The sequence below is a fragment of the Aeromonas sp. HMWF015 genome (assembly GCF_963878965.1).
GTDB lineage: Bacteria > Pseudomonadota > Gammaproteobacteria > Enterobacterales > Aeromonadaceae > Aeromonas > Aeromonas veronii.
This window is the reverse complement of the sequence record NZ_CAWNZT010000297.1, coordinates 1-23,006: the sequence shown is the minus strand read 5'-3', so window position 1 is coordinate 23,006 and position 23,006 is coordinate 1. Positions and strand designations below refer to the sequence as shown.

20 protein-coding genes are annotated in these 23,006 nt (G+C 58.8%); 10 read left to right on the top strand and 10 right to left on the bottom strand.

Going from position 1 to position 23,006, the window contains the following annotated elements; translation table 11 throughout:
* The 8 genes from AACS18_RS15495 to AACS18_RS15460 form a co-directional block, all read right to left on the bottom strand.
* Positions 1–292: hypothetical protein (locus AACS18_RS15495; protein WP_219927975.1), on the bottom strand; the 292-nt coding region annotated here is incomplete at its 3' end.
* A 301-nt stretch (positions 293–593) separates the two neighbouring features.
* Positions 594–1,127, bottom strand: coding sequence for a hypothetical protein (locus tag AACS18_RS15490; RefSeq protein ID WP_181363296.1), 534 nt, complete (start codon positions 1,125–1,127; stop codon positions 594–596).
* A 673-nt stretch (positions 1,128–1,800) separates the two neighbouring features.
* Complete coding sequence (gene trpA / locus AACS18_RS15485) at positions 1,801–2,607, bottom strand: tryptophan synthase subunit alpha (protein WP_108612642.1); 807 nt, start codon at positions 2,605–2,607, stop codon at positions 1,801–1,803.
* Positions 2,604–3,797, bottom strand: a complete 1,194-nt coding sequence (gene trpB / locus AACS18_RS15480) for a tryptophan synthase subunit beta (RefSeq protein WP_005347359.1) — start codon at positions 3,795–3,797, stop codon at positions 2,604–2,606. The genes trpA and trpB overlap by 4 nt, the downstream gene beginning before the upstream one ends.
* 47 nt (positions 3,798–3,844) lie before the next feature.
* The gene (gene trpCF, locus AACS18_RS15475) at positions 3,845–5,353 is read right to left on the bottom strand and encodes a bifunctional indole-3-glycerol-phosphate synthase TrpC/phosphoribosylanthranilate isomerase TrpF (RefSeq protein ID WP_181363295.1); all 1,509 of its coding nucleotides are present in this window, start codon (positions 5,351–5,353) and stop codon (positions 3,845–3,847) included.
* Positions 5,353–6,381, bottom strand: coding sequence for an anthranilate phosphoribosyltransferase (gene trpD / locus AACS18_RS15470; protein WP_108612641.1), 1,029 nt, complete (start codon positions 6,379–6,381; stop codon positions 5,353–5,355). Before trpD ends, trpCF begins: the two co-directional genes overlap by 1 nt.
* Before the next feature lie 15 nt (positions 6,382–6,396).
* Complete coding sequence (locus AACS18_RS15465) at positions 6,397–7,014, bottom strand: aminodeoxychorismate/anthranilate synthase component II (protein ID WP_108612640.1); 618 nt, start codon at positions 7,012–7,014, stop codon at positions 6,397–6,399.
* Positions 7,011–8,642, bottom strand: a complete 1,632-nt coding sequence (locus tag AACS18_RS15460) for an anthranilate synthase component 1 (protein WP_108612639.1) — start codon at positions 8,640–8,642, stop codon at positions 7,011–7,013. Before AACS18_RS15460 ends, AACS18_RS15465 begins: the two co-directional genes overlap by 4 nt.
* A 436-nt stretch (positions 8,643–9,078) precedes the next feature.
* On the opposite strand from AACS18_RS15460, the gene rnm reads away from it, so the two are divergent.
* From rnm to tesB, 6 genes are all read left to right on the top strand, one after another.
* Positions 9,079–9,960 carry an RNase RNM gene (rnm, locus tag AACS18_RS15455; RefSeq protein ID WP_108612638.1) on the top strand — a complete coding sequence of 294 codons (882 nt, stop codon included), beginning with the start codon at positions 9,079–9,081 and terminating at the stop codon, positions 9,958–9,960.
* A gap of 106 nt (positions 9,961–10,066) precedes the next feature.
* Positions 10,067–10,687: an L-threonylcarbamoyladenylate synthase gene (locus tag AACS18_RS15450; protein WP_005338129.1), complete on the top strand. Its 621-nt coding sequence runs from the start codon at positions 10,067–10,069 to the stop codon at positions 10,685–10,687.
* Entirely contained in the window at positions 10,680–11,549 is an 870-nt protein-coding gene (locus AACS18_RS15445) for a segregation and condensation protein A (protein WP_181363294.1), read from the top strand. The genes AACS18_RS15450 and AACS18_RS15445 overlap by 8 nt, the downstream gene beginning before the upstream one ends.
* Complete coding sequence (gene scpB / locus AACS18_RS15440; RefSeq protein ID WP_108612636.1) at positions 11,533–12,105, top strand: SMC-Scp complex subunit ScpB; 573 nt, start codon at positions 11,533–11,535, stop codon at positions 12,103–12,105. The genes AACS18_RS15445 and scpB overlap by 17 nt, the downstream gene beginning before the upstream one ends.
* Before the next feature lie 134 nt (positions 12,106–12,239).
* Positions 12,240–13,163 (top strand): 23S rRNA pseudouridine(2605) synthase RluB, encoded by a 924-nt coding sequence (gene rluB, locus AACS18_RS15435; protein WP_005347347.1) that lies wholly within the window; start codon positions 12,240–12,242, stop codon positions 13,161–13,163.
* A gap of 230 nt (positions 13,164–13,393) precedes the next feature.
* Positions 13,394–14,260, top strand: coding sequence for an acyl-CoA thioesterase II (gene tesB / locus AACS18_RS15430; protein ID WP_019445657.1), 867 nt, complete (start codon positions 13,394–13,396; stop codon positions 14,258–14,260).
* 76 nt (positions 14,261–14,336) lie between these two features.
* On the opposite strand, the gene aceK is transcribed toward tesB, so the two are convergent.
* Positions 14,337–16,064: a bifunctional isocitrate dehydrogenase kinase/phosphatase gene (aceK, locus tag AACS18_RS15425; protein WP_108612635.1), complete on the bottom strand. Its 1,728-nt coding sequence runs from the start codon at positions 16,062–16,064 to the stop codon at positions 14,337–14,339.
* Between the two features lie 206 nt (positions 16,065–16,270).
* Here aceK and AACS18_RS15420 point away from each other — a divergent pair, with 206 nt between their 5' ends.
* The 4 genes from AACS18_RS15420 (at position 16,271) to thrC (ending at position 21,952) form a co-directional block, all read left to right on the top strand.
* The gene (locus tag AACS18_RS15420; RefSeq protein WP_064341568.1) at positions 16,271–16,975 is read left to right on the top strand and encodes a tRNA/rRNA methyltransferase; all 705 of its coding nucleotides are present in this window, start codon (positions 16,271–16,273) and stop codon (positions 16,973–16,975) included.
* Positions 16,976–17,238: 263 nt separating this feature from the next.
* A complete protein-coding gene (gene thrA / locus AACS18_RS15415) occupies positions 17,239–19,698 on the top strand; it encodes a bifunctional aspartate kinase/homoserine dehydrogenase I (protein ID WP_108612634.1) in 2,460 nt (819 codons plus the stop codon).
* A 2-nt stretch (positions 19,699–19,700) separates the two neighbouring features.
* Positions 19,701–20,681 carry a homoserine kinase gene (gene thrB, locus AACS18_RS15410; protein WP_108612633.1) on the top strand — a complete coding sequence of 327 codons (981 nt, stop codon included), beginning with the start codon at positions 19,701–19,703 and terminating at the stop codon, positions 20,679–20,681.
* A complete protein-coding gene (gene thrC / locus AACS18_RS15405; protein WP_108612632.1) occupies positions 20,678–21,952 on the top strand; it encodes a threonine synthase in 1,275 nt (424 codons plus the stop codon). Before thrB ends, thrC begins: the two co-directional genes overlap by 4 nt.
* A 485-nt stretch (positions 21,953–22,437) precedes the next feature.
* Here thrC and AACS18_RS15400 read toward each other — a convergent pair.
* Positions 22,438–23,006 (bottom strand): DUF1848 family protein (locus AACS18_RS15400; RefSeq protein WP_146184770.1); only part of this gene is annotated, 569 nt, incomplete at its 5' end.

Genomic DNA, 23,006 nt, shown 5'->3' with positions numbered 1-23,006 from the left:
GCATTATATTTGAAGTTCTTGGTCTTTTCGTAGTTAAAAACTTAATTTCAGAAATCGGTGTTTCTGTAAAGCAAACAGAACGGAACTGTTGATTACAAATAGCCTTAAATTTTTCAATGTTTGCACATTTTCCACTAAAGTTCCTAACATGATGTGAAAAAAGAGAGTGTGACTTTCTGGCTTCAATTTTTCCATGTTCTAGAATACTCACAAGATTAGCTACTGCATCAAATTTTTTTGAATCTTTTGTTAAATGCACAACATGATTGTGGATGTCTTTTCTAGTTATCATTTTATCTTTCTGTTAATTATGATGAATAAAGATACTAGCGTGGTGGTGTTAAGTTTTCTCTATAGCCTAACTTACTTTTTATAAGATTTTTTAGGCATTGTTGCGCCAATAAGTACGTCTGTAGCTAACACAAAAAACACTAACGTCGACCCACTCCAGACATTTTTTAAATTTGTGGGTTATAACTGGACACTTATATTTATGAGAGCCTATGATACTACGCTATCGCTTATAAAAACGGGTGTATTGATTTTTGTTGTAGTAAAGATAAAACTGAGGGTAGCTAGGTTGTCTGTGATTTTCAAAAACCATTTTTATAGCTGTTAGACAGAGCAGAGAAAAGTGCTTGACGCTTGATTAAAAGCTCTTGCCTAGCAGTTTCCATTTGTTCTTCGGTGAGTGATGACTTTCCATCATAATATTTACGCCGCATCTCCTTTAGGAAGTCACCATATTCTCGAAGCAATAAAGAAGGCTTGTCGAGCCCCAGCAAAAGCAGTTTTGACTCGGCAACGGTAAGACTTTTGAAGTGATCAAATAAATCCAGTTTCGTTTTGTCTAGCTCCTCTTGCCTACGCTCCGTGAGTGCCATGCCTTGTTTATTATTTCTCACCCATTCAATAACTAAAGCCCAATAGCGGAGAGCTGTGTGAGTGATATCCTCAACATTTTCTCCAACTGACTCTAGGGCATCAAAGTACCTTTTTGCACGCTCTTTTCCGTTGTCATGTTTATGATTCAGTTTTGTGATTACAAATGTTCCGGCAACCGTAATTACACCACCGAGACCAATTTTTACAGCAGTATCTATAACCTCAAGAGCTGTTACTGGCATTATTTTTACCTATGGCTTATAGCTGAACTGGGACGCTAATATTTTTTAGTCCCAGCTATATGTCACCCATTTTACTATGTCGGCGATACATCTCGTATGTTGGGCTAAAAATCGTAGGTTGGTACTGAACGAAGTGAAGCTCAACGTTTACCACTGCAGATCTTTCACGTCCTTGTTTATCCCGAGAGAGTTGGCGCAATAATGCTCGCCTGTTGGGCTTTGTTACACGCTGCGTTAACCTACAAAAACCACGCTACCGCCCCTGAGTGACAGCCCCCAGTTTGCTGCTGTTAACCTGCGAGATTGTAACAATCGCTGTCATGGCGTTCTTCCGAGAGGTTGATTGTCATTCGGGTATCTTAAGGGGGCTGGTGGCGCGTTGAGAAGCGTGTTTTGGCGGGAATCTGTGCTGGATCAATAAATTAGCTATTAAGGCATGGGCTGAGTGAGCAACTCGTTTGGTTGGGAATGCAAAGCCGCCCTCACCCCAGCCCTCTCCCGGAGGGAGAGGGCGCAACACGCCCAGAGCTGCAAGCGGGCACAAGCGAGATAAAAAGAAAGGGAGCCGGTCAGGCTCCCTTTGATGCAGTGATTGCAGCTATATCGCTATACGTGGTGTTGATACGCAAGCTGGGCCATCAGGGCCACAGGCAGCTGACCCCATTATCCGACCTTAGCGGTTGGTCGCGGCCTTCATCCCTTCCACAAACTCCTTCAGACGGGTCAGCATATGTTCCGGGTTATGGTGGTGGGTCTCGATGATCTTCACCACGGCGGAGCCGGAGATGGCACCGGCGGCGCCAGCGGCGATCGCTTCACGCACCTGAGCCGGTTCGCTGATGCCAAAGCCGAGCAGGGCGGGCGGGGCGTTGAACTCGCGCAGGGTATTGATGAGACCTTCCACCGGCATGCCGGCCTTGGTCTCGGCACCGGTGACGCCGGCGCGGCTCACCAGATAGGTGTAACCATTGCCGAGCTCCGCCACCTGTTTCAGGGTCTCGGCGTCGCCATTGGGCGGGGCGATAAAGATGCTGTCGATGCCGAACTTGCCGGCCGCCGCCTTGTAGGGGGCGCACATCTGCACCGGCACGTCGGCCACCAGCACCGAATCCACGCCCGCCTGCTGGCACTTCTCGTAGAAGCCGTCAATTTTGCGCACATAGACCAGGTTGGCGTAGACCAAGAGGCCAATGGGCAGCTGCGGGTACTTGGCACGAATGCGGCCGAGCAGCTCGAAGCAGTCGTCCGGGGTGGTGTGGCTGGCAAACGCCCGCAGGGCGGCGCCCTGAATCGTGGGGCCGTCCGCCACCGGATCGGAGAAGGGAATGCCGAGCTCGAGGGCATCGGCGCCCCCTGCAACCAGCGTATCGACGATGGCCAGCGAGAGTTCAGGAGTCGGGTCACCCAGCATCACGAACGGCACAAAGGCGCCCTGATTGGCGTCGTCCAGACGGGAGAAGAGTTGTGCGTAACGGTTCATGACAAGGTTCCTTCTTTCTCGAAAATGTCGGCAACGGTGAAGATATCTTTGTCGCCACGGCCGGAGAGGTTGACGATGAGCACCTGCTCTTTTTCCGGTTCACTGCGGGCCATCTTGAGGGCGTGGGCCAGCGCGTGGGAGGACTCCAGCGCCGGTATGATTCCTTCGGATTTGGCCAGCTCCTGGAAGGCGTCCAGCGCCTCCTTGTCGGTCACCGAGGGGTACTCGGCGCGGCCGATGGCGGCCAGATGGGCGTGCTGCGGGCCGACGGAGGGGAAATCCAGCCCCGCCGAGACGGAGTAGGACTCCTGAATTTGCCCCTGATTGTCCTGCATCAGGTAGGAGTGCATGCCAAAGAAGACCCCCTTGCTGCCGTGACCGAGCGGTGCGCCGTGCTCGCCGCTCTCGATACCGTGACCGCCCGGCTCGACACCGATCAGACGCACCGACGGCTCATCGATAAAGTCGGCAAACATGCCGATGGCGTTCGACCCGCCGCCGACGCAGGCGATCACCGCATCGGGCAGTCGCTCCTCCTTCTCGAAACACTGGGCCTTGGCCTCTTCGCCGATCATCTTCTGGAACTCCCGCACGATGGTGGGGAAGGGGTGCGGGCCGGCGGCGGTGCCGAGCAGGTAGTGGGCCGACTCGTAGTTGGCGGCCCAGTCGCGCAGCGCCTCGTTACAGGCATCTTTCAGGGTGGACGAGCCGGAGTGCACCGGAATAACGGTGGCGCCCATCAGCTTCATGCGAAAGACGTTGGGCTTCTGGCGCTCGCAATCCTTGGCACCCATATAGACCCGGCACTTGAGGCCGAGCAGGGCGCAAGCCAGCGCAGTGGCCACGCCATGCTGGCCGGCGCCGGTTTCGGCGATGATCTCGCTCTTGCCCATCCGCTTGGCGAGCAGGGCCTGACCCAGCACCTGGTTGGTCTTGTGGGCGCCGCCGTGCAGCAGATCTTCACGCTTGAGGTAGAGGCGGGTCTTGGTGCCTTTGGTCAGATTGCGGGTCAGGGTGAGCGGGGTCGGGCGACCGGCATACTCGGTCAGCAGGGACTGAAACTCGGCGATAAAGGCCGGATCATCCTTGGCATCGACGAAGGCTTTCTCCAGCTGGAGCAGGGCGGGGATAAGGATTTGGGGTACATACATACCGCCAAATTCACCGAAAAACGGGTTGAGCAGGGTCATGGCTTCTTCCTTGTATTAGCTAAATCGAAACATCAAAAAGGGTTGCGTTACAGGTTGCGCAGTGCGCCGAAGGCGGCTGCAATCTTGTGCGCATCCTTCTGGCCCAGGGCACTCTCCACCCCGGAGTTGAAATCAAGGCCGAGGCAGCCCACTTGCGCCGCCTGCAGGGCGTTGTCGGGATTAAGGCCACCCGCCAGCATCAGTTTGCTCTTGTCGAGGGTGGCCAGCAGGGCCCAGTCGAACGCCTGACCGGTGCCACCGCTCTGGCTGCCGACTTTCGTATCCAGCAGCAGGCGATCGGCCGGGTAGTCGAGGTCGGGCAGCGGCTCGCCGCTTTCTTTGCCGAGAGAGATGCCAATTGCTTTCCAGATCTGACAGCCAGTCGGCAGCAGCGGACGCAGAATATCGATATAGGCAGCATCCTCATCCCCGTGCAGTTGGACAGCGGCGAGCCCCAGCGCATCCACCGTCTTGGCAATGGTGGCGGGCTGGGCGTTGCGAAATACCCCGACATAGGAGAGCGGCGCACCCGCCATCACGGCGCGGGCGGCAGGGATGTCCACATAACGCGGGCTTTTCGCCACAAAGATAAGACCGCCAAACACCGCGCCCGCCTGATGGGCAGCGGCGGCATCCTCGGCGCGGGTGAGGCCGCACACCTTGTTTTGGCCCAGTACCAGCTTGCGCACTGCGGCTTCCAGATCCGGCTCGGCCATCAATGACGAGCCCACCAGAAAGCCCTTGGCGTAGTGGCGCAGATCCGCTACTTGGGCGCGATGGTTGATGCCGGACTCGCTGATCACCACCCGATCGCTTGGAATATCTTTAGCCAGCTGTTTGGTGCGGTTGAGATCGACGCTCAAATCGCGCAGATCCCGGTTGTTGATGCCAATGACCGGCGCGCCCAACGCGATGGCGCGGGTCAGCTCTTCCTCGTTGCTCACCTCGGTGAGCACGCCAAGGCCCAGCTCTTTGGCCACCGCGAATAGGGCGCGATACCCCTCGTCGGTGAGCACCGAGAGCATCAGCAGGATGGCGTCCGCCTGATAGTGGCGGGCCAGATAGACCTGATAGGGGTCAATCATGAAATCCTTGCAGAGCACCGGCTGCGATACGCGACCTCGCACCCGCGGCAAAAAGGCGAAATCCCCCTGAAAGAACTTCTCGTCTGTCAGCACCGAGATGGCGGTGGCGTATTTGCCATAGATATCGGCGATCGCCTCCGGGCTGAAATCGTCGCGGATCAACCCCTTGGAGGGAGAGGCCTTCTTGCACTCCAGAATAAAGCGGGTGGAGCCCGCCTTGAGGGCGCCGACGAAATCCCGATCGCTTGGGGTCAGCGCGCTCTGGAAGCTCTCCAGCGGCTGGGCCTGCTTGCGGGCGGCAATCCACTCCTGTTTGGCCGCCACGATCTTGCCGAGAATGGTCTGGCTGATGGAGGCCATGTTCAGAAAAGCATGGGGGGCAATAAGGTCTGACATCTCGTTATCCTTGCGAAACTGGCTCTTGCCCTGTGGGCGTTCTGAATGACTGTTGTGCAACGTGGTGGCTGACATCATGCCTCCTGATGGCCCGCTTCCTGATGGCTCAGAGTGGCCAGCCGGGCGGCGAGATCCGCTGCCTTGCCGCTCGCCAGCACCGCCAGCACTTCGGCTGCTGCGCTCTTGAGATCGGTCGCCTTGCCCGCCATCAGCAGCAGCGGCGCCACGTTGGCAGCGATGGCGGCGTTGTGGGCCGGGGTGCCACGCCCTTCCAGAATGGCGGCGGTGATGGCGCGGTTCTCTTCCGGTTCCCCACCTTGAATGGCGCTGACCGGATAGGTCTCCAGGCCAAAGTCAGCCGGGGTGATCATAAATTCGCGGATCTCGCCGTCACGGATCTGGGCCACCTGGGTCGGGCCGTGAATGGCAATTTCATCCAGCCCGGCGCCGTGAACCACCATACCGGTTTTCAGCCCCAGTGCCAGCAGGGTTTCTGCGATGGGACGCACTAGCTCGGGGGCATAGACCCCCATCAGCTGATAGGTGGGACGAGCGGGGTTGATAAGCGGCCCCAGCACGTTGAACAGGGTGCGGGTCTTGAGGGCTTGGCGCACCGGCATGGCGTGGCGCACCCCGGCGTGATACTGGGGGGCGAACAGGAAGCAGATGCCGAGCTCATCCAGACAGCGACGCGCCTGCGCCGGGCTCATGTCGAGCTTGATGCCCATCTTGTCCAGCAGATCGCTCGAACCCGACTTGCTCGAGACCGAGCGGTTGCCGTGCTTGGCCGCTTTCAGGCCGCAAGCTGCGGCGACCAGCGCCGAGGTGGTGGAGACGTTGATGGTGTTGAGGCCATCGCCACCGGTGCCGACGATGTCGCAAAACTCATACTCCGGACGCGGGAAGTCGCGCGCTTCCGCCAAGAGGGCCTCGGCGGCGCCGGCGATCTCCTCCGGGGTCTCCCCCTTGATCTTGAGGGCTGTCAGCAGGCTTGCGAGTACGATGGGGTCCACTTCGCCACGCACCACTTGCCCGAAGGCGTCGCGGGTACTTTCACGGCTCAGAGACTGACCCTGGTAGAGGGTGTTGAGATGTTGATGCATGTTGGTCTCCTTACCTTAACGCACACTGCTAACTGGACGGGTGATATGGGCGAGCGCCTGAGTCAGCAGGCGGGCCCCTTCCGAGGTCATGATGGATTCCGGGTGGAACTGGAAGCCCAGCACCCGCTCATCCTGCTGCTCGATGGCCATGGGCATGCCCTGATAGTGGGCAATCACCGTCAGCTCCTCCGGTACATAGGTGGCGACCAGCGAGTGGTAACGGGCCACCGGCAGCGGGCTCGGCAGACCGGCGAAGGCGCCGTGGCCGTTGTGCTCAATCAGGGAGCGCTTGCCGTGGACGATTTCACCCGCCGCGCCGACGGTGCCGCCGTAGGCTTCGCACAGGGCCTGATGGCCGAGGCAGATACCGAGGATGGGCACCTGACCACGGGCCAGCTTGATCAGATCAATCAGGCAACCTGCTTCATGGGGGGCGCCCGGCCCCGGCGAGAGCACCAGCACCGCATCCCCTTCGCAGGCGGCGATTTCGCTCATGATGCGGCTCGCTGGCAGGCTGTTGCGGTAGATCCGCACCGGATAACCGAGGGAGCGGAACTGGTCGACGAGGTTGTAGGTAAATGAATCGAAGTTATCGAGCAGGAAGATGTTAGTGGCTGTTGATCCGGTACTCATTGGCTCACGTCCTTATGTTGCTCCTGCTGGGCGCTCAGGGCTTGCAGGGAGGTGCCATGGCTGGCAGCGATGGCGGCCAGCACGGCTGCCGCCTTGGCGCGGGTCTCGTCCGCTTCGGCTTGCGGCTTGGAGTCATAGACCACCCCGGCACCGGCCTGCACATGGGCCACGCCCTCTTTGACAAAGGCGGAGCGAATGACGATGCAGGTATCCATCTCGCCGGCGCCGTTGATGTAGCCAACCGCACCGCCGTAGCTGCCGCGGCGCTTGCCTTCCACCATGCGAATAAGCTCGCTGGCGCGGATTTTGGGGGCGCCAGTGAGGGTGCCCATATTCATGCAGGCCTGATAGGCGTGCAGGGCGTCAAGGTCGGAACGCAAGGTGCCGACCACCTTGGAGACCAGATGCATCACGTGGCTGTAGCGATCCACTTTCAGCAGCTCCTTGACGTAGCGGGTACCGGGCTCGGAGATGCGGGCGATGTCGTTGCGGCCCAGATCCACCAGCATCAGGTGCTCGGCCACCTCTTTCTCGTCCTGACGCAGTTCCAGCTCGATGCGGCCGTCGAGATCGCGGTTGATGCTGCCATCCGGGTTGAAGCCGCGGCGGCGGGTACCGGCGATGGGGTACATCTCCACATCGCGGCTGGCGGCGCAGAATTTCACCGCGCTCTCCGGCGAGGCGCCAAACAGGGTGAAGCCCTCATCCTGCACGTAGAACATGTAGGGGCTGGGGTTGGTCTGCTTGAGGCGGCGATAGGCGGCCAGGGGGCTCGGGCAGGGCAGGGAGAAGCAGCGGGACGGCACCACCTGGAAGATGTCGCCACGGCGGATAAAGCCCTTGAGCTTCTCCACCTCGGCGCAGAACTGTTTGTCGCTCTTGTCCACGCTCATGCCGCCGGTCAGGGGCTGGGTGGTCAGCTCGGCGCAGAGGGGTTGCTGGCAAATCTGTTTGAAGTCGGTGAGTCGCTCGGTCAGGCGGGTGTATCTGTCTTCAACTTGGCTTTCGTCGCTGTCGCCGCCAAAGATGCAGGCCAGCAGTTGAGTGGTGCGTTCGATATGGTCGATGGTGATCAGGGTTTCGGCCACATAGAAGCAGTAGTCGGGGCAGTCGTTGCTCCCCTCCGGCACTTCAGGCAGATCTTCAAAAGAGGCGATGAGGTCATAGGCGAAGCTGCCCGCCATAAAGAGAGCTTCTTTACCCAATTGGCAATCGAGCTCCCGCTGCAGGGTGCGCAGCACGTCCAGCACGCTGCTCCCCTTGAGGCGGGAATCTTCGTCCAGCTCCCGATCGGAGGCCGGGAAGTCGAGCTGCAGCTCGCCATCTACCAGCGAGCGGGCCACCACCGCAGGCAGCCGCTCGGCCAGCAGGCTCTGCAACTGGGCGCCGTTGTCGTTCAGGCTGCGTACCCGCACGGTGCGACCACGGCACTCGATGCGCAGGCAGGCATCCACCAGCAGCAGGCTCTGTTTGCCTGCCTTGGAGTCGATCTCCACCGATTCCAGCAGCAGGTTGTTGGGGCGGCCCTGACAGAGGCGGGTATAGAGTGCCAGCGGGTCGGCCACATAGGGGGCGTTGAGTTTGAGGGTATCGAATTCACCCAGAGGAAGGCGATGTGTGGCTGTCATAGTGCGTTCCCTTGCGTGTGATGCGTGTTACCGATGTTCATGACGTTGAATTCCTTGAAAATTTAATGGGTCCGGGGTGGCTGGTTCAGGGGCGCCATCGCCAGGTCAGCTTGCTTGTCTGAATTCTCGGTTTCATCACAGGTCCATTTGCCGGATAATAAAAAAGCCCGCTGGGGTCAGCGGGCTTTTTCTTTGGGTTCTTAATTTGCTGTCAGATTACAGGTACAGCAACGACCACACGCCCGCATGTCAGGGAGTGTGCCACCACCAGATGGTCAGTATGGAAGTCGTTTGCATGATAAAGTCCTGTAAAAAGATGTTTGCAATGAAGTGCCTACAGAAAACGATAAAGCCGCGGCCAAGTCAAGTCGCTTTTTAGCCTTCTTTCACCGATTTGCCATGAATGGTGACCTGACCACGAGAGCGGAATAACCTGATGAGATTCGATCTTCACTGCCATACCACTGCCTCCGACGGGGTGCTGAGCCCCGCCGAACTGGTGCGCCGCGCCGCCGAGAAACAGGTCGAAGTGTTAGCAGTTACTGACCACGACACCCTCGCCGGGCTTGATGAGGTGCGTCGCACCATCGAAGCCGAGCAACTGCCGCTGCGACTGGTGAGCGGGGTCGAGATCTCCACCGGCTGGGAGCATCACGAGATCCATATCGTGGCGTTGGGGGTGGATGAAAAAAATCCGCAGCTGACCGACTTTCTGGCCGGTCAGCTGGCACGTCGCGAAGCGCGTGCGATGGAAATCGGGCGTCGTCTGGAGAAGTGCCTCATCCCCGGCACCTATGAAGAGGCCAAGGCGCTGGCCGGTGATGCTGCCGTGACCCGCGCCCACTTTGCCCGGGTGCTGGTGGCGCGCGGAGTGGCCGACAATATGCAGAAGGTATTCAAAAAGTACCTGAGCCGTGGCAATAAAGGGTATGCCCCGGCCGAGTGGCCCGAGATGAGTGAAGCCATCGCCGCCATTCACGCCGCCGGTGGGCTGGCGGTGCTGGCCCACCCCAGCCGTTACGATCTCACCGCCAAGTGGATCAAGCGGCTGCTGGTGGCCTTCAAGGCGGCCGGTGGCGATGCCATGGAGGTGTCATTGCCCCAACAGAGCCCGCAGGAGCGGGCCAATCTGGGCCAGTGGGCCAAGGATCACGACCTCTATATCTCGGTGGGATCGGATTTTCACTTCCCCTCCAACTGGACCGAGCTGGGCCGCCACCTCTGGCTGCCCAGAGAGGGAATGCCCGTCTGGCTGGCCTATCCCGGTCACTTTGGGCTCACCACCGAGCAACATGCCGAGCTGCTGGCGAGCCGGTAATGGCGCCAGCGAAGCGGCCACAAACAGGTTAAGGTAGTGTCATGGGTCTTTGACCCGTGACCATACGAGCGGGCAGGTATTGCTGCCCCCATTGCGAGAACAAGCTATGAGTCAGCATTTTTACGTACATCCGGAAAACCCCCAGGCCCGTCTGATCGGTCAGGCGGTACAGATCATCCAGAACGGCGGCGTCATCGTCTATCCGACCGACTCCGGTTATGCGCTGGGTTGCCAGATGGGTGACAAGGGCGCGCTGGAGCGCATCTGCCGTATCCGTCGCCTCGACGCCAACCACGACTTCACTCTGGTGTGCCGCGATCTCTCCGAGATCTCCACCTACGCCAAGGTCGACAACAGCGCGTTTCGCCTGATCAAGAACAACACCCCGGGCGCCTACACCTTCATCTTCAAGGCGACCAAAGAGGTGCCGCGCCGCCTGATGAACGAGAAGAAGAAGAGCATCGGCATCCGGGTGCCGGACAACAAGATTGCTCAGGCGCTCTTGGAAGCCCTCGGCGAGCCGCTGCTCTCTACCACATTGATCCTGCCGGACTCCGAGATGGCCGAGTTCGATCCGGAAGAGATCTTCGACAAGCTGGGCAAGCAGATCGATCTGGTGGTCAACGGCGGCTATCTGGGCGAGCAGCCCACGACTGTGGTCGATTTCTCTGACGACGAGCCGGTATTGCGTCGTCGCGGTGCCGGGGACCCGACTCCGTTTGAGTGATGTCGCTGAACCGGTGACAGTCCCTTCCGCCGAGACGGGATCTGGCGCCGCGCTACCCATCGCGAAAGTCCTGGGGCAGCCCTATCACGAGCTGCCCCAGGACCTGTTCATCCCGCCCGATGCGCTGGAGGTGTTCCTCGATACCTTCGAGGGACCGCTGGATCTGCTGCTCTATCTGATCCGGCGCCAGCAGCTCGATATCCTCAACCTGCCAATCCTTCAGATCACCGCCCAGTACATGGAGTACGTGGAGCTGATGCAGGGGCTTAACCTTGAGCTGGCGGCCGAATACCTGCTGATGGCGGCCTGGCTGGCGGAGATAAAATCCCGCCTGCTGTTGCCCAAGGCGCCGGAGCTGGAGGATGAAGATGAGGGGGAAGACCCGCGGGTGACCCTGATCCGCCGCCTGCAGGAGTACGAGCGCTACAAGGTAGGGGCGGAGAGGGTCAATGAGCTGCCACGGGTGGAGCGGGAGATTTATATCGCCGCGGCCTTGCCCCCCGATTTTGGCGCCCTCAAGCCACTGGCACCCGATGTTTCGTTGGTTGAGCTCGCCCTTTACATGCAAAGTGTGGTAAAACGCGCGACTCATTTCGAACATCACCAGATCCGCCGCGAACAGATCCCGACCCGGGTGCGCATGGCGGAGATCCTTGCCATGCTCGCGCTGGGGCAGACCCTGCGCCTTGAGCAGGTGCTGCGTGCCGAAGAGGGGCGCATGGGGGTACTGGTGACGTTTCTGGCCCTGCTGGAGCTGTGCAAGGAGCAACTGATCTGGATCCTGCAGGCAGAACCACTCGGCCCAATTCATTTCGCATTGGCCGAGCAGAGCGAGGAGGGCAACCGTGGCGCTGCCCACTGAACGACTCAAGACCCTGATCGAAGCTGCGCTGTTTGTGGCCGGTCGTCCGCTCAATGTCAGCGAGCTGAAAAACAGCGTGCTGGCCGATTATCCGGTGACCAGTCGCTATGTTCAGCTGCTGTTGGCCGAGATCAGGCAAGATTACAGCTCGCGAGGCGTCGAACTCAAAGAGGTCGCCTCCGGCTGGCGCTTTCAGGCGCGTCAGGAGTATGCCGAAGAGCTCTCGCGGCTCTGGAGCGAGCGGGCGCCGCGTTATTCGCGCGCGGTGATGGAGACGCTGACCCTGATCGCCTATCGCCAACCCATCACCCGGGCCGAGATCGAAGCGATCCGCGGGGTGGCGGTATCGAGCCAGATAGTGAATACCTTGAAAGAGCGTGGCTGGGTGCGCAGCATTGGCCACAAAGAGGTGGCGGGTCGCCCCGAGCTGCTCGCCACCACCAGAGAGTTTCTGGATTACTTTAATCTGCAGAGTCTGGAGCAGCTCCCCGAGCTGGATCCGGAGCTGCAACCCCTGTTGCCCTCTGCGGTGGACGGGGAGAGCGATGCCCGGTGAATGGCGCCAAAGCGTGCCGATGTCACCGAGATATACATTTTTCAACTGTGGCAAACGCTCCAACCGGCGTTTGTTACAGTTAACCCCGTTGCCCCTTTTACCAGTGGGCTGCGATCAACAATCAGGTAACCCCGATGAGTGAAAAACTGCAAAAAGTGTTGGCCCGCGCGGGTCACGGCTCCCGTCGTGAGATGGAGGCCCTGATCACCGCAGGTCGGGTCAGTGTGGATGGCAAGGTCGCCACACTGGGGGATCGCGTCGAAGTGAACGCCGTGATCCGGGTGGATGGTCACCAGGTCAAGACCCGTGCCGCAGAGGAAGTGATCTGCCGCGTACTGGCTTACCACAAGCCGGAAGGGGAGATGTGTACCCGTCACGATCCGGAAGGTCGTCCCACCGTGTTTGATCGTCTGCCCAAGATGGAAGGTGCCCGCTGGATTGCGGTCGGCCGCCTCGACGTCAATACCTCCGGTCTGTTGCTGTTCACCACCGACGGTGAGCTGGCCAACCGTCTGATGCACCCGAGCCACGAAGTGGAGCGGGAATACGCGGTACGTGTCTTTGGCGAAATCACCGAAGCCATGCTGCAGCGTCTGCGCAAGGGCGTGCAGCTGGAAGATGGCACAGCCAAGTTCAACAAGATCAAACCGGCTGGCGGTGAGGGTCTGAACCAGTGGTTCAACGTCACCCTGACCGAAGGTCGCAACCGTGAAGTGCGCCGCCTGTGGGAATCTCAGGAAGTGCAGGTGAGCCGCCTGATGCGTATCCGCTACGGCGACGTCAAGCTGGACCGCGGCATCCCGCGCGGCGGCTGGCAAGAGCTGAAACTGCCGGAAGTGAACTACCTGCGCGGTCTGGTCAACCTGCCGCCGGAGACCGAATCCAAGGTCGATCTGCAGCAGGATGGCAAAACCAGCCGCCACAAGCAGGCCGCCCAGATCCGTCGCGCCGTGCAGCGTCACAAAGAGATGCAGGGCAAAGAGCCGCGCGCTCGCGCCACCACCGCCCGTCGCAAGCCGCAAGCCTCTACCCGCAACTCCGGTACCGGCAGCAAGTAAGCCGATAACCCGTTGCGTACTGCACGCTGTTCAAGTGCTCAGTCGGCCAAGCAAAGGCCCGCACCAACTGGTGCGGGCCTTTTTGTATCAGCGCTCCTTGGCTGGTAAAAGAGTGGCTGGTGAGAAATTGAGGGGAATTTCTGTCGTCTGTTTGCCCGCAGAATCGCCGCTGCGGTTGCTCTGCTCCGGTGAGCTTGTTAGCCTGTGCGGCTCTGATAGAGGAGTGAAGGATGAGCAAGGTACTTGATGAGCTGCTGGCGTTGCTGGCGCTTGAAAAAATCGAGGAGGGCCTGTTTCGGGGCCAGAGCCAGGATCTCGGTCTGCGGGCCGTGTTTGGTGGACAGGTAATGGGGCAGGCCTTGTCAGCCGCCAAGCAGACGGTCGAGACCGGTCGTCAGGTTCACAGTTTTCACTCCTACTTCCTGCGTCCGGGGGATGTGACCCGTCCCATCGTCTATGACGTGGAGAATATCCGCGACGGCCAGACCGTCTCCACCCGTCGGGTCAAGGCGATTCAGGGCGGCAAGCCCATCTTCTATCTCAACGCCTCGTTTCAGGTGCCGGCCGACGGTTTCGAGCATCAGGCGCAGATGCCGACCGGCATCACCCCGCCGGAAGAGCTCAAGAGCGAGCTGGAGCTGGTGCGCCCCTACGAGAACCTGATCCCTGCCTCCCTGCGGGACAAGATCCTCTGTGAGCAGCCCATCGAGATGCGCCCGGTGACCCTGGTCGACCCTATTCGGCCGACGGTGCAGGATCCGGTGCGCCACGTCTGGTTCAAGGCCAACGGCCAGATGCCGGACGATCTGCGGGTGCACAAATACCTGCTGGCCTACGCCTCCGACTTCAACTTCCTGCTCACCTCGCTGCAGCCCCACGGGGTGTCCTACTGGGAGCCGGATATGCAGGTGGCCACCATCGACCACTCCATGTGGTTCCACCGGGATTTCCGCTTCGACGACTGGCTGCTCTACGTGGTAGACAGCCCGAGCGCCAGCAGCGGTCGTGGTCTGGTGCGCGGTCAGTTCTTCACCCGTGATGGCATGCTGGTGGCGAGTACCATGCAGGAGGGGGTGATCCGCCGTCGCGGCAGTTAAGGCGCAAGCGGATAGCAAAACGGGGTGGCTTTGGCCACCCCGTTTTCGTTGCTGCGATGTGCGCGGGCCAGCGGGATCAGCCGCCGCGCTGGTACTTGAAGCGCTTCTTGCGCCGGTAGGGGTAGACATCCTCGAACACCCCCACCTTGATGTTGCTCTGCAGCATCTTCCAGTAGTTGGCGTCAAACATCTCCTTGTGCAGTTGCAACATGATCTCCCGCACCTGCGGTTTTTGCAGCAGGAAGGTGGCGAACTCCTCGGGGAAGATGTCGTTGGGGGCGACCGAGTACCAAGGCTCGGCGCTCCACTCATCCTCGGGGTAGCGCGGCGGCGGGATCTGGCGGAAGTTACACTCCGTCATGTAGCAGATCTCGTCGTAGTCGTAGAAGACCACCCGGCCGTGACGGGTGACGCCGAAATTCTTGAACAGCATGTCCCCCGGGAAGATGTTGGCCGCCGCCAGCTGCTTGATGGCGTTGCCGTACTCCTCCAGCGCGAGGCGGGTCTGCTGCTCGTCCGCCTTGTCCAGATAGAGGTTGAGGGGGATCATCTTGCGCTCGGTATAGAGGTGCTTGATCACCAGCTTGTCGTCGCTGATGGTGAGTGCCGAGGGCGCCACCGTCTTGAGCTCTGCAAGGAGCTCCGGCGAGATGCGATCCAGCGGAAACTCGAAGTTGGTGAACTCCTGGGTATCGGCCATGCGGCCCACCCGATCGTGCTGTTTTACCAGCCGGTATTTTGCCTTCACCTGCTCGTGGCTCACATCCTTAGGGGGAGTGAACTCGTCTTTTATCACCTTGAACACCACATCGTAGGAGGGGAGGGTAAACACGCTCATCACCATCCCCTTGATGCCCGGCGCGATGATGAACTGATCCCGGCTCTGGGCCAGATGGTGGCGGTAGTGGCGATAGAGCTCGGTCTTGCCATGCTTCTGGCAACCGATGGCGTTGTAGATCTCGTAATCGGGCTTGTGGGGCATGATTTGGCGCAGGAAGGCGACGAACAGCGCCGGTTCACGGGCATAAACCATAAAGTAGGCACGGGCGAAGCCAAACACGATGGAGGCGAGATCCGGCTCGAAGATAACTGTATCCACATAGATGCTCTGGCCGGTGCTGAGCAGGGGCAGAATAAAGGGGAAGACCTGATCCCGGGCCCGGATCAGCCCCACCAGATAGGCCCCCTTGTTGCGGTAGAACACCTCTTTGAGCAGCTCGATGGCAAACGGCTCGTCATGGATGATTTGCGGGCCGTTCTCGGCAAGATGGCGGTGGATGTCGACAATATCTCGCTGCTTGTCCTCGTAGGGGAGGGTGAAGCTGTAATCCCCTAAAAGCTGGCTCAACGTCTGCGGCAAGTGGGCGAGATCGGTGCGATAGATCCGCAGCAGGGAGCTTAAATCCGGTTTTTCGCCACGGCTGACAAAGGGGTGGATATAGAGGTTTTCGTCGCGGATATTGCGATGGCGAAAGATCCGGCGATAGACGGAGTTGAAGAAGGACTCCGCCACCTCGAAGTTGTCACAACGGGGCAGTAGATCGCTGAAGGCGCTTTTGACCCGTTTGAGCAGCTCCTGAGTGGCGTGGTGCTCCCCCATCATCTGGCGGATGGAGCTGGCGGTGGCCCCCACATGGTGGTCATAGAGGCGAATACGCTCCCGTCCGGCGAGTTGCACCCCCAGCCAGTCACTGTTCTCGAAGCGGCTCTTGCTGCCCTGGGTTATCTCGAGAAACCGGCTGTAAAACGACTCGAAGCGTTGCAAGATAGTCTCGGCGACGGCCTGTTCCAATGGCTGCTGCATCTCTCTCTTCCTTGTGATCTGTCGGGCCGATAGCGCGAAGGATTGGGTGTAATTTGTTCACACGTCAGGCCACTATCGCAACATTCAAACGTCTGTTCAAGTGGCAATTTTTGGGGATAAACGGTAGATTGCGCCCCTGTTTTGGTGATGGTTTAGCGACTGTTTGCTGTCTGTTTGAGAGGCCGTCCGGCCTGTGAGGAAACCCGATGAAGCTCTATTTTGTCCTGGTGGCACCTGCCCGACCTGCGAACGTGGGGGCGGCTGCCCGCGCCATGAAAACCATGGGATTCGATGCCATGCGACTGGTGGCGAGCCGGGTACACGAAGAGGAGGAGGCGAGCTGGGTAGCTCACGGTGCCCAGGAGATCCTGACTCAGGCCGAGGCGTTCGATACCCTGCCCGAGGCGCTGGCCGACATGGATCTGGTGATCGCCACCACCGCCCGTGAGCGCGGTCGCTACCAGCACTACCTCACGCCGGGGGAGATCCGCGAGCAGATCCGCAGCAAGCCTTCACTCAACAAGGTGGCCATCGTCTTTGGCTGCGAGGAGTCGGGGCTCTCCAACGAGCAGTTGGCCGAAGTCGATCTCATCAGCTATCTGCCCCTCAAGGTGAGCTACCCGTCTCTCAATCTGGGGCAGGCGATCATGCTCTACGCCTACGAGATGAGTCAGCTGATGGATGAGCTGAACGCCGACGGCGCCGCTGCGGTAGCAGAAAATTTTGATAACGCCGGGCAGGTTCGGGTGCTGAAAAGCAAAACAGCAGAATTGCTGGGTGAACTCGGAGTTTCGCAGGATGAAAAACTGCATCAATGGGTGATGGACCGGGTACCCATGCTGCCGCAGCGGGATTTGAACATGCTCCACCTGCTCTGCAAAGACCTTGCGCGCCGCTTTGGGCGCGAGTAGCGAAGAGGTTTAAGTTGACAGCCCATCGCCCGCCGCGGTATTGCTAAAAGCCAGCTTCGTCAACGAGTGTTCGTCATGCAGTTATTCACCAACGTCATCACCACCACCATTATTACCGGTACCACCACAGGTGGCACTGGGGCCGGTTGATGCGCTGACGAACAAGCACAGAAATCAGAAAAGGCCCGTACCCACCCAGTACGGGCCTTTTTGTTGGATTGGTTTTTAGATTGAATTTCATAGATTTACAGGGAGAGAAAGCGATGAGAGTGTTGAAATTTGGCGGGTCTTCACTGGCCGATGCAGAGCGTTTTTTACGGGTGGCCGATATCGCGGTCAACACCCACGGCCAATCTCAGGTAGCCCTGGTGCTCTCGGCACCTGCCAAGGTGACCAATCATCTGGTGGCGCTGGTGGAACAGACCAGCCGTGGCATGGATGCCAGTTCCACCCTGTTTGAAGTCAACGGCATCTTCTCCCGCCTGCTGGCCGGGTTGAAGGCGGCCTATCCGGCGCTCGATGACAAGGCGCTGCTGGCCCGTCTCACCGCCGAGCTGGATCAGGTGGAGCGCCTGATGCAGGGCATCCGTCTGCTGGGCCTCTGCCCTGACAACGTGCAGGCGCGCATTCTGAGCCGTGGCGAGAACCTCTCCATCGCCTTTATGCACGAGCTGCTGCGGGTACGCGGTCTGGATCTGGAGCTGATCGTACCGGAAGATCTGCTGGTGACCGATGGCGGTTATCTGGAAGCTCACGTCGATATCGAAGCCTCCCGGGTGCGCTTTGCCGCCAAGGGATTACGCAGTGATTGCCTCTACCTGATGCCGGGCTTTACCGGCGGCAGCGACAAGGGCGAGACAGTGCTGCTGGGTCGCAACGGTTCCGACTACTCAGCCGCCGTGCTGGCCGCCTGTGTCGATGCCGAGTGCTGCGAGATCTGGACTGATGTCGAAGGCTGCTACAGCTGCGATCCGCGTCTGGTGCCGGATGCCTACCTGCTGAAAACCCTCTCCTACAAGGAGGCGATGGAGCTCTCCTACTTCGGCGCCAAGGTGCTGCACCCGAAAACCATCGCGCCGGTGGCCCAGTTCCATATTCCCTGCCTCATCAAGAACAGCTTCAACCCGCAAGGGCCGGGCACCCTGATCGGCCCCGAGAGCGGCGACGATGACCTGAAAGTGAAGGCTATCTCGGATCTCTCCGGCATGTGCATGTTCAACGTCTCCGGCCCCGGCATGAAGGGGATGGTCGGTATGGCTGGTCGCATCTTCTCCGCCGTCTCCCGCGCCGGGGTTAGCATCGTGCTGATCACCCAGTCATCTTCCGAGTACAGCGTCAGCTTCTGTATCCACAGCTACGACAGTGACAAGACCCGCAAGGTGCTGGAGCGCGAGTTCGAGCTGGAGTTCAAAAACCAGCTGCTGGAGCCGCTGGATATCATCAGCGATCTGGCGATCATCTCCCTCATTGGTGACGGCATGCGCACCAGCAAGGGGATGGCGGCCCGCTTCTTCACCTCGCTGGCGCAAGCCTCCATCAATATCGTCGCCATTGCGCAGGGCTCCAGCGAGCGTTCCATCTCGGCGGTGGTGCGGGATCGCAAGGTGGCGGAAGCCATCAAGGCGTGTCATCAGAACTTCTTTGGCAGTCAGCAGTTTATCGATCTCTTTGTGGTCGGGGTTGGCGGCGTTGGTGCCGCGCTGGTGGATCAGATCGCCCGCCAGCAACCGGTACTGGCCGAGCAGGGCACTGGCCTTCGCGTGGTCGGCATCGCCAACAGCCGTCAGATGGCGGTCAACAAGGATGGCCTGAACCTCGCCAACTGGCGCGAACAGCTGGCGGAAGCCCGCGACAGCTTCTCGCTGGAAGGGGTGAAAAAGCTGGTGGAAGATAGCCACATCATCAACCCGGTGATCGTCGACTGCACCTCCTCCGAGGCCGTAGCCGTCCAGTATGCCGACTTCCTCGCCGCCGGTTTCCATGTGGTCACCCCGAACAAGAAGGCCAACACCGGTTCGCTCGATTACTACAAGGCGCTGCGCCGCACCGCCCGCCAGACTCGTCGCAAGTTCCTGTACGAGACCAACGTCGGCGCTGGCCTGCCGGTTATCGAGAACCTGCAGAACCTCATCAAGGCCGGTGACAAGCTGCGTGCCTTCGACGGCATCCTCTCCGGTTCACTCTCCTTTATCTTCGGCAAGCTGGATGAGGGGATGGCCTTCTCTGAAGCCACCAAGATCGCTCGCAGCAACGGCTTTACCGAGCCGGATCCCCGCGACGATCTCAACGGCATGGATGTGGCGCGCAAGCTGCTCATTCTGGCCCGCGAGGCGGGCATGGCGCTGGAGCTCTCTGATGTGGAAGTAGAGCAGGCACTGCCGCCGGGTTTTGACGTCAGTGGCGATGTAGATGCCTTTATGGCCCGTCTGCCCGAAGCGGACGGCTGGTTCCGCGACCAGTTCGCCGCCGCCCAGCGTGAAGGCAAGGTGCTGCGTTATGTGGGCTCCATCGAGGGTGGCAAGTGCAAGGTCGCCATCAAGGCGGTCGGTGGTGACGAGCCGCTGTTCAAGGTCAAAGACGGGGAGAACGCGCTCGCCTTCTTCTCCACCTACTACCAGCCGATCCCGCTGGTGCTGCGCGGCTATGGCGCCGGTACCGAAGTGACCGCGGCGGGCGTCTTTGCCGACGTGCTGCGCACCCAGAACTGGAAGCAGGAGCTATAAGCATGAGTTCAGACATGTACCAGAGCAGTAGTGTGGTTGCCTATGCGCCCGCCTCCAGCGCCAACTTGAGCGTGGGATTCGATGTACTGGGGGCGGCGCTCGCCCCCGTGGATGGCTCTCTGCTCGGCGATCGGGTGCAGGTAAAAGCGGCTGACGTGCCTTTTGCGCTCTCATCCGTGGGCCGTTACGCTCACAAGCTGCCGGACGATCCGAAAAAGAATATCCTGTTCGACTGCTGGGTGGCCTATGGCGAGGCGCTGGAGAAGCGCGGCCTTAAACTCCAGCCCCTCGAAATGGTGCTGGAGAAGAACTTGCCGGTGGGCTCGGGTCTGGGCTCCAGCGCCTGCAGCGTGGTGGCGGCCCTTGAGGGGCTCAACGCCTTCCACGGCGAGCCGCTCGATGAGCACGACATGCTGCTGCTGATGGGGGAGATGGAAGGCAAGATCTCCGGCTCCGTTCACTACGACAACGTGGCCCCCTGCTATCTGGGCGGCATGCAGCTGGTGCTGGAAGAGCACGGCGTTATCAGTCAGGGCATTCCGGTGTTCGATCAGTGGTACTGGGTGGTCTGCTACCCTGGCACAGTGGTCTCGACCGCCGCGGCCCGCGCCATTCTGCCGGCCCAATATCGCCGTCAGGATTGCCTCACCTATGGCCGTCGGCTGGCTGCCTTTGTCCACGCCAGCTACACCGGGCAGGAGGGGCTGGCGGCGAGCGTCTTGAAAGACGTGATTGCCGAGCCATACCGCGCGGCGCTGATCGAAGGCTTTGCCGAGGTGCGGGCGCAGGCGCCCCAGAACGGGGCGCTCGCTACCGGTATCTCGGGCTCCGGTCCCACCGTGTTTGTGGTGATGAAGGATCTGGCGCAGGCCGAGCGCATGAAGGATTGGATGGAAGCACATTTTGTGCAGAACGAAGATGGATTTGCCCGGGTCTGCAAACTGGACATGGCCGGGGCACGGGTAACAGGAAGCGAGCTATGAATCTCTACAACATCAAGGACAACAGCGAACAGGTGAGCTTCGCGCAGGCGGTGCGTCAGGGCTTGGGTCGCGAACAGGGGCTCTTCTTCCCCGAACAACTCGAACCGCTCGCCGATGTGGATGCCCTGCTGGATCTGCCGCTGGCCGAACGCTCTGCCCGCATCCTGAGCCACCTGCTGGGGGACGAAGTGCCCGCCGCCAAGGTGAGTGAGCTTGTCAACGCCGCCTTCACCTTCCCGGCACCGCTGGTCAAATTGAAAGATGGCACCTATGCCCTTGAGCTGTTCCACGGCCCGACCCTGGCATTCAAGGATTTCGGCGGCCGCTTTATGGCCCAGTGTCTCGCGGCGTTCAGAACCAACGACAAGATCACCATCCTCACCGCCACCTCCGGCGACACCGGCGCCGCCGTGGCCCACGCCTTCTACGGGCTGGAGGGAATCGAGGTGGTTATCCTCTATCCCAAGGGCAAGATCAGCCCCTTGCAGGAGAAGCTCTTCTGCACCCTCGGTGGCAATATCCGCACCATCGCCATCGACGGCGACTTCGATGCCTGTCAGACGCTGGTAAAACAGGCCTTTGACGACGAAGCGCTGAAAAAGGCCATTGGCCTCAACTCCGCCAACTCCATCAATATCAGCCGCCTGCTGGCGCAGGTTTGCTACTACTTCGAAGCGGTGGCCCAGTTGCCGAAAGCTGATCGCGCCAAGGCGGTCATCAGCGTGCCGTCCGGCAACTTTGGCAACCTCACCGCGGGGCTGATTGCCAAGGCGCTGGGGCTGCCGGTGAAGCGCTTTATTGCCGCCACCAACGCCAACGATACCGTGCCGCGCTACCTGAAAACCGGTCAGTGGGAGCCGCACCAGACAGTGGCCACCCTGTCGAACGCCATGGATGTGAGCCGCCCCAACAACTGGCCGCGGGTAGAAGAGCTGTGCCGTCGCAAAGGCTGGGCGCTGGAGACCCTGGGGTCAGGCATGCGTGACGATGCCCAGACTCGCGATGCCCTGAAACGGTTGCACCAGCTGGATTACCTCTGTGAACCCCACGGCGCCATTGCCTGGGATCTGCTGGGGGAACAGCTGGCCGAGGATGAAGTGGGGGTGTTCCTCTGCACCGCCCATCCCGCCAAGTTCAAGGAGTCGGTGGACGAGATCCTGAGTCTGGATGTGCCGCTACCTGGCCCACTCGCCAAACACGCCGAGCTGCCGCTGCTCTCCGTTAATTTGCCTGCGGAGTTTGCCCGGTTAAGGGCGTTTTTGGTGGGGTAAGCCGCTAAGTTGAGTTCACTGATAGAAATAAAAATCCCCCGTTACCGGGGGATTTTTATTTTCTGGATTGTGAAAAGTGGACCAAACGTTAGCTGCTGTTTGTTCAGATTCAAGTTGATTACCTATGCCCCCAGCAGCAGGACTCCCACAAGCCTATCTTTACTTTGTTGTTGGTGTGGGAATTGAGGTTGGAGAAATATTAACGGTGGGGTTAAAAGGCATATATTGGTAGGGAATGCTGAACAGCTTATCATTTATGAGGCTGAGCATTTGAAGTATTGGCTGTCAATAATATTACTTCTATAAAAAATCAATCCCGCCAAATATATTGCTATTTGGTTATTAAATCTTACGGCTCGAGGATGAACTATTTTAACTGGTATTTATTTTAGAATACATGCTTTCTATTCTTATATGGAGAGAACAGCCCCTAAATAAGGGGGCTGTTCTCTGATTAACATTATATGAAGATATCCTGTTATGTATTAAAAAAGGCTCCTTTGAACTGGCTCATCAAGAAGATACATTTCATTAACACCATCAATTCCACCGATGAGGAATGGGCTGTTCGGATCGTGTTGTTGTTTATTTTTTATGACTGCATTCTGGTTGTAAGTTGCATAACAATATGAGCATCCATGTAGACATGTATTATAAGCACCAATATCAATGCTTTTTATGCAGCCACATGCTTCTCGCTGAGTTGAATCTTTTTTTGCGTCGATATTTTTGTTGGAAATATTTTTGATCAATATATCGTCAATGCATTTGCCATGTGGTATATTGAAGTTTGAAATGTCAATATCTTCTGCACATGTTTCAATTTTCATTCCAAAGCAAGAGGCTGTGTGTGACATAAATTCTGAAAGTTCATATAGTGCGTCTTTATGATTCAATATGTCATTATATGCTAGGCCTTCGATAGCATTGAGGTTTCGTTCAGTTTTTTTATACATGTCGGAGAAGCTTATGACAACCTTTTCCGTTTTACCCGCTAACATAGATGCTATTTTATAAAAAAGCCGCTTGTGCTCATTAATATCAACTAAATTAC

Excerpts from the sequence above, each read along its gene's own strand:
- trpA (WP_108612642.1), bottom strand. The coding sequence starts at position 2,607 with ATGAACCGTTACGCACAACTCTTCTCCCGTCTGGACGACGCCAATCAG.
- thrA (WP_108612634.1), top strand. The coding sequence starts at position 17,239 with ATGAGAGTGTTGAAATTTGGCGGGTCTTCACTGGCCGATGCAGAGCGT.
- tesB (WP_019445657.1), top strand. The coding sequence starts at position 13,394 with ATGAGCAAGGTACTTGATGAGCTGCTGGCGTTGCTGGCGCTTGAAAAA.
- AACS18_RS15420 (WP_064341568.1), top strand. The coding sequence starts at position 16,271 with ATGAAGCTCTATTTTGTCCTGGTGGCACCTGCCCGACCTGCGAACGTG.
- trpCF (WP_181363295.1), bottom strand. The coding sequence starts at position 5,353 with ATGTCAGCCACCACGTTGCACAACAGTCATTCAGAACGCCCACAGGGC.
- aceK (WP_108612635.1), bottom strand. The coding sequence starts at position 16,064 with ATGCAGCAGCCATTGGAACAGGCCGTCGCCGAGACTATCTTGCAACGC.
- trpD (WP_108612641.1), bottom strand. The coding sequence starts at position 6,381 with ATGCATCAACATCTCAACACCCTCTACCAGGGTCAGTCTCTGAGCCGT.
- AACS18_RS15465 (WP_108612640.1), bottom strand. The coding sequence starts at position 7,014 with ATGAGTACCGGATCAACAGCCACTAACATCTTCCTGCTCGATAACTTC.
- trpB (WP_005347359.1), bottom strand. The coding sequence starts at position 3,797 with ATGACCCTGCTCAACCCGTTTTTCGGTGAATTTGGCGGTATGTATGTA.
- thrB (WP_108612633.1), top strand. The coding sequence starts at position 19,701 with ATGAGTTCAGACATGTACCAGAGCAGTAGTGTGGTTGCCTATGCGCCC.
- AACS18_RS15450 (WP_005338129.1), top strand. The coding sequence starts at position 10,067 with ATGAGTCAGCATTTTTACGTACATCCGGAAAACCCCCAGGCCCGTCTG.
- thrC (WP_108612632.1), top strand. The coding sequence starts at position 20,678 with ATGAATCTCTACAACATCAAGGACAACAGCGAACAGGTGAGCTTCGCG.
- AACS18_RS15460 (WP_108612639.1), bottom strand. The coding sequence starts at position 8,642 with ATGACAGCCACACATCGCCTTCCTCTGGGTGAATTCGATACCCTCAAA.
- rluB (WP_005347347.1), top strand. The coding sequence starts at position 12,240 with ATGAGTGAAAAACTGCAAAAAGTGTTGGCCCGCGCGGGTCACGGCTCC.
- AACS18_RS15490 (WP_181363296.1), bottom strand. The coding sequence starts at position 1,127 with ATGCCAGTAACAGCTCTTGAGGTTATAGATACTGCTGTAAAAATTGGT.
- rnm (WP_108612638.1), top strand. The coding sequence starts at position 9,079 with ATGAGATTCGATCTTCACTGCCATACCACTGCCTCCGACGGGGTGCTG.